This is a genomic window from uncultured Campylobacter sp. (assembly GCF_938002845.1).
GTDB lineage: Bacteria > Campylobacterota > Campylobacteria > Campylobacterales > Campylobacteraceae > Campylobacter_B.
This window is the reverse complement of record NZ_CALKZP010000023.1, coordinates 1-5455: the sequence shown is the minus strand read 5'-3', so window position 1 is coordinate 5455 and position 5455 is coordinate 1. Positions and strand designations below refer to the sequence as shown.

Annotated in this window: 5 protein-coding genes; all 5 read right to left on the bottom strand. The window is 49.6% G+C overall.

Annotated elements, in window-relative coordinates; all coding sequences use genetic code 11:
* Positions 1 to 194: 194 nt before the first annotated feature.
* The 5 genes from Q0224_RS03435 to recA are packed head-to-tail and all read right to left on the bottom strand — an operon-like array spanning position 195 to position 5143.
* Positions 195 to 824: an NAD(P)H-dependent oxidoreductase gene (locus Q0224_RS03435; RefSeq protein ID WP_297949099.1), complete on the bottom strand. Its 630-nt coding sequence runs from the start codon at positions 822 to 824 to the stop codon at positions 195 to 197.
* 9 nt (positions 825 to 833) lie between these two features.
* Positions 834 to 2024, bottom strand: coding sequence for a hypothetical protein (locus tag Q0224_RS03430; RefSeq protein WP_297949097.1), 1191 nt, complete (start codon positions 2022 to 2024; stop codon positions 834 to 836).
* Positions 2021 to 2848, bottom strand: a complete 828-nt coding sequence (locus Q0224_RS03425; RefSeq protein WP_297949096.1) for a hypothetical protein — start codon at positions 2846 to 2848, stop codon at positions 2021 to 2023. Before Q0224_RS03425 ends, Q0224_RS03430 begins: the two co-directional genes overlap by 4 nt.
* 1 nt (position 2849) lies before the next feature.
* Entirely contained in the window at positions 2850 to 4100 is a 1251-nt protein-coding gene (gene eno / locus Q0224_RS03420) for a phosphopyruvate hydratase (protein ID WP_297949101.1), read from the bottom strand.
* Positions 4100 to 5143, bottom strand: a complete 1044-nt coding sequence (gene recA / locus Q0224_RS03415; protein ID WP_297897512.1) for a recombinase RecA — start codon at positions 5141 to 5143, stop codon at positions 4100 to 4102. The genes eno and recA overlap by 1 nt, the downstream gene beginning before the upstream one ends.
* Positions 5144 to 5455: the final 312 nt, after the last annotated feature.

The following is a 5455-nucleotide window of genomic DNA, read 5'->3' as shown; positions in this document are numbered from 1 at the left end:
ACATTTTTTTCACGCTCGCTCCTTCGTTTAAATTTTCGGTGATTTTATAAAATTTTAAATCTCGCCGCACAAAATTTATGGGCGAGAAAAAGGCTAAAGCGCGGTAAATTCCTAAGAATGCGCGTACCGCGCTTTCGCACTCGGTTTGGAATTTACTGCGCCTCAAGCTTAGCGCTTCAAAAGCGCTTGCCAGCTTATTCGATCCACTTTACTACGTCATCCATGCTACGGCGGATCTTTTGCGGCTGTGGATTTACGCGGTAGCCGAAAGGCACGAGTAGCGCCACGCGACGCTCATTCCATTTTAGATTCAAAATCTCTCCGAGCGCCGCGCGATCAAAGCCCTCCATAGGGCAGCTGTCGATGCTGCGGCTTGCAGCCTCGTTCATCATCGCAAGTGCTGCGAACATGCACTGCGCGTGCGACCAATTAAATAGCTCCTCATCGTCGTTGTGAAAATAACCGCTTAAAAAATCTTGATAAAATTTATGCCTGTCGCCGATATATTTAGGCGCTTCATCTTTTTTACGCGTAATCATTCGCTCGATATAATCACTTCCTAGCTTTATGTCCTTGATCTTTGCTAAAATCACGACCAGATGTGAGCAAGAGGTGATCTGCGGCTGATTCCACGATTTTTCGCGGATCTGCTCGCGCAGCGCCTTGTTTTGCACAACCAAAAAGTCCCATTGCTCTAGCCCCGTAGAACTAGGTGCTAAGATGCCTGCCTGCAAAATGGCGTCAAAATCGGCTTTACCGATTTTTTTGTTCTCGTCAAAAATTTTGCACGCGTGGCGAAATTTCATAATCTCTAAATGTGTCATAGTCTCTCCTTAATTAGAATTTTTGTAGATCAAATACCCGCCATCTTTGCGTCTGATGCTGAGGTTACCCTCGCGCGAGCGCACGCCGATGCGGTAGTAGCCGTCCTCTTTAGTGACATTAATATCGCTAAAGCCACCGATATTTACAGCAAAGCTCGCGCCGCTAAGCGGGATCTCTTGACGCCAAAACTCCGCTTCAAGCGTGCCCGAAGCGTTTGCGTCAGAGCTTTTGAAATCGTCTGCGGTGATGAGCTGCACGCTGTCTTTGCGGATGACAAATTTTAATCCGTTGTCAAATTTAAGCGTCTCTAGCGGTAGCTCCAGACGCGGCGCGAAGCTAGGCGTGATGCCACTTTGCGAGGCCTGCTTTTGTAAATTTGGATCAGTCGAAGTAACCGAGACGTCCAGTGCCCTATGTAGCGCGGGTTTAGCGCTCGCGCTTAGCACGAAATCATCGTGCCAGTCAATCGAGCGATTGATATCAACGATCTTTTCATGCAGAGCCCCGTCGTCGTCCCTATATCGCACAATTAAGCTTTCGATCGTAAGGGCGTCGGAGGGAAGCGCAAAGGTTTGCTGCGTAAAATTTTTAGGCGCGGGAGTATTTTGCGACGTGGCGGCGGAGCTTTGCGCCGGATTGGAATTTTGCGGAGCAGATTGCGCGTTTTGTTGCATAGTGGAGTTTTGCACCGTAGAATTTTGCGCTGTAGAATTCTGTGCCGCCCTAAAATTTTGCGCTATCGTAGAATTTGGCTCGCTTACTTCTGGCACGATCGGTAACTCATCAGGAGGCGGAAGCGTCGCAGCTGAAAGCTGCGCAGAAGAGTTCAGCTCCGTTTTAATGACCTGCGAAGGAGCGCCGATGCCCGCTTTGGGCGCAGGAGCTTTTTTTTCGGTCTGCGAGAGCTGTGCGCTCACGGCTTTTTTGGCGACGCTTACTTTGACGCTAGAATTTGCTTCTGCGGCGCTTTTTTGCATTGCTGCGGTAGGGCTTTTAGATGTTTCAGGTTTCATTACAGCTTGCTTTTTAGCGCTTGGGCTTTGTGTACCTGTCTTTGGCTCTTTAATCGCCAAATCGGTAGAATTTTGCTCTTTTACCGCGACGATGCTAGGTTTCGTAGCGTTGGAATTTGCGCTATTTAAATTCTCTGCGTTTAAAAAAGCGCAAAGACCTAAAATTAGCAAAGAAATTTTTTTCATTTTTTAAGGTCCGGATCGAGCGAGCGACGCTCTAAATAAAGCTTTTGCAGCTCAGCGTTTTCCTCTTTTAGCCGCTCGACGTCGGTGAATAAAAACGCCTTTTCTTTTTGCAGCTGGCGCAGCACTTCAAACGATCGTTTGCCAAATAGCACGTCACCCACAAAGATGCCCGCAAAAACGACGCAGACGATCAGCGCAAGAGCTGCAAAAATCTGCTTAAGCGGCGAAAACGGATTGATAAAATTCAGCCGTTCTTTTAAATTTTTACGCTTTTTTAAAGCTTTTTTAGCGACAGGATCTGCGTTTTGCGGCGCAAAAGAAAATCCTTGCGTGGCAGGATTTATGTCTTGCGCCGCAAAGCTCGTGCCTTGAGAGCTGTAGTCTGCACTTTGAGCCGCAAAACCCGCGTCGTTTGGGAAGTGGTTTTCTTTCGCGTATAATTCTGCATTCTTTAAATCGCCACCCCCAATAAATTCTGCGCCGTAAAAGCCCGCGTCTGCTTGCGCGCTGCCTTCGTAGTTTCCGCTTGCAGCAAAGCTTTTGCCGCTTAAATTAGAGTTACCACTTGTGGCATCAGGGGCAGAGCCTGTTTCGTCTATACCGCGCGAAGCTCCGTTGCGATTTTTCCGGAAGCCAGCCTCTACCTCGCTAAAGCTTCCGCCAAAATTTTCATCGCTATAAAATTCATCATCGTCAAAAAAATCGTCCTCGTCAAAGTCTGCGTCTGAATATCCGCCTTGCGTATCCGTATAATCCGCTCCGTCCGTATAGAGGCGCTGCGCGCCGCCTTTTAAGCCCCGTTTGGACTTTTTTTTAAAAAACATTTTAAATTCGGCTTCCTAAAAACTCGTCCGTCTCGCGCTCGATCTCAAGCAGGCGGTTGTATTTGGCGTTGCGTTCGCTTCTTGAGGTCGCGCCCGTTTTGATTTGGCCCGTATTCATCGCGACGGCGAAGTCTGCAATAAAGCTATCCTCGCTCTCGCCGCTTCTGTGGCTCATCACGCAGCGGTAGCCTTTGCGCTGTGCTAGGCGGATCGTCTGCATAGTTTGGCTAACCGTGCCGATTTGATTTGGTTTGATCAAAATCGCGTTACCTACGCCTTTGGCGATGCCTTCGCGCAAAATTTTCTCGTTCGTTACGAAAAGATCGTCGCCCACGAGCTGCACTTTAGAGCCAAGCTTGCTCGTTAGCTTCGCCCAGCCCGCCCAGTCGTCCTCGCTTAGGCCGTCTTCGATCGAAAATATCGGATACTTCTCGCAAAGCTGCGCGTATCGCAGGGTCAGCTCTTCGCTACTAAATTCCTTGCCTTCTAGTTTATATTTGCCGTTTTCATACAGCTCGCTAGCTGCGACGTCAAGAGCTAGCTTGATCTGCTCGCCCGCTTTGTAGCCCGCTTTTTCGATAGCTTGCATGATGAGTTTGATCGGCTCTTCGTTATCGTTTAAATTTGGCGCAAATCCGCCCTCGTCGCCGACCGCCGTGCTGTGACCCGCCGCGTTTAGTAGACCTTTTAGCGTGTGGTAAATTTCAGTTGCCGCTCGCAATGCGTCGCTAAATTTATCAAATCCAAACGGCATAATCATAAATTCTTGAAAATCCACGCTGTTGTTCGCGTGCGCGCCGCCGTTGATGATATTAAACATCGGCACCGGCAGTACGCTAGCGTTTGCGCCGCCCAGGTAGCGATACAAAGGCACGTCAAGGCTTTTGGCCGCTGCCCGCGCTATCGCCATAGATACGCCAAGCACGGCGTTCGCGCCTAAATTTGAGTAGTTGTCGGTGCCGTCAAGCTCTCTCATCTCATCATCAAGCGCCTTTTGATCAAATGCATCCAGCCCGATCACAGCTTCGGCGATCTGCGAATTTACGTTTTCAACGGCCTTTAGTACGCCCTTGCCGCAGTATCTCTCGCCCCCGTCGCGAAGCTCCAGCGCCTCGCGTTTGCCCGTGCTTGCGCCGCTTGGGACTATCGCGCTTGCTACGGTGCCGTCGCTTAGAGCCACGGTCGCTTTCACGGTCGGGTTGCCACGGCTATCTAGCACCTCTATCGCATAAACATCTTCGATATAAATCATCATTCATCTCCACTTTGTAAATTTTCTTCATCGTCCGCGTCTGCGCTGAAATTTACGCTACCCATCTGCTCGCGGATTTTTGCCGTGATCTCTTCAGCGACGGCAGGGTTATTCTCTAGATAAATTTTAGCATTTTCGCGACCTTGACCCAGCTTAGTGTCGCCGTAGCTGAACCATGCGCCGCTTTTATCGACGATATCGAGCTTGACGCCGTAATCGATCAACTCGCCCACCTTGCTGATACCCTTGCCGAACATTATGTCAAATTCCGCGATCTTAAACGGCGGCGCCACTTTGTTTTTCACGACTTTGACCTTGGCGCGGTTGCCGATGCTCTCTTCGTTTTGTTTCAAAGTAGCGATCTTGCGTATATCGATGCGCACCGAAGCGTAAAATTTAAGCGCATTGCCGCCGGTCGTCGTCTCTGGCGTGCCGTAGCCCATCGCACCGATCTTCATACGGATTTGATTAATAAAGATCACCGTCGTATTCATCTTATGCACGACGCCGGCGAGCTTACGCAGCGCCTGGCTCATAAGTCGCGCCTGAAGCCCTACGTGCTGATCGCCCATATCGCCCTCGATCTCGTTTTTCGGCGTGAGCGCAGCGACGCTATCTACGACGATAAGATCGATCGCGCCGCTCTTTGCTAAGGTTTCTACGATGTCGAGCGCCTGTTCGCCGAAGTCGGGCTGGCTGACGTAGAGATTGTCGGTATCGACGCCTAAATTTGAAGCGTATTTGACGTCCAGCGCGTGCTCGGCGTCTACGAATGCGCAAATTCCGCCCGCCTTTTGGCACTCGGCGATGATATGAAGCGTGAGCGTCGTCTTACCCGAGCTCTCAGGCCCGTAAACCTCAATGATACGCCCCTTCGGCACGCCACCGATGCCAAGCGCGATGTCAAGCCCTACAGAGCCCGTAGAGATGGCGTCTATCGGCTCGACCTGCTTATCGCCCAGCCGCACGAGCGTGCCCTTGCCGAAAGCTTTGTCGATTGATTTTAGCGCCGCATCCAGCGTCTTTTTCTTTCCCTCGTCCATGTTTTTCCTTAAAAATAAATTCGCTTGATTTTACCAAATTTGAAATGAATTTTTGATTATTCGCTCAAATTCGGCGCGGCATCGGAATTTGAAATTTTTAAGGAGCGTAAAAGCTCTGCGCGGCAAGCGGAGAGCATTAAATTTAGCCTTTTAAACGGGCTTAATTTTTCACGTTTTTCTTTAGAAATTCCGCATTTTTATGAGGGCTGTAGCAAAATTTCACTATAATTTCGCAACATTTTGGAATCAAGCTGCGCGCCGCGCGCGAAATTTAAAGCGGAGCAAAAAGGATAAAATTTGAAGATTTTTAAG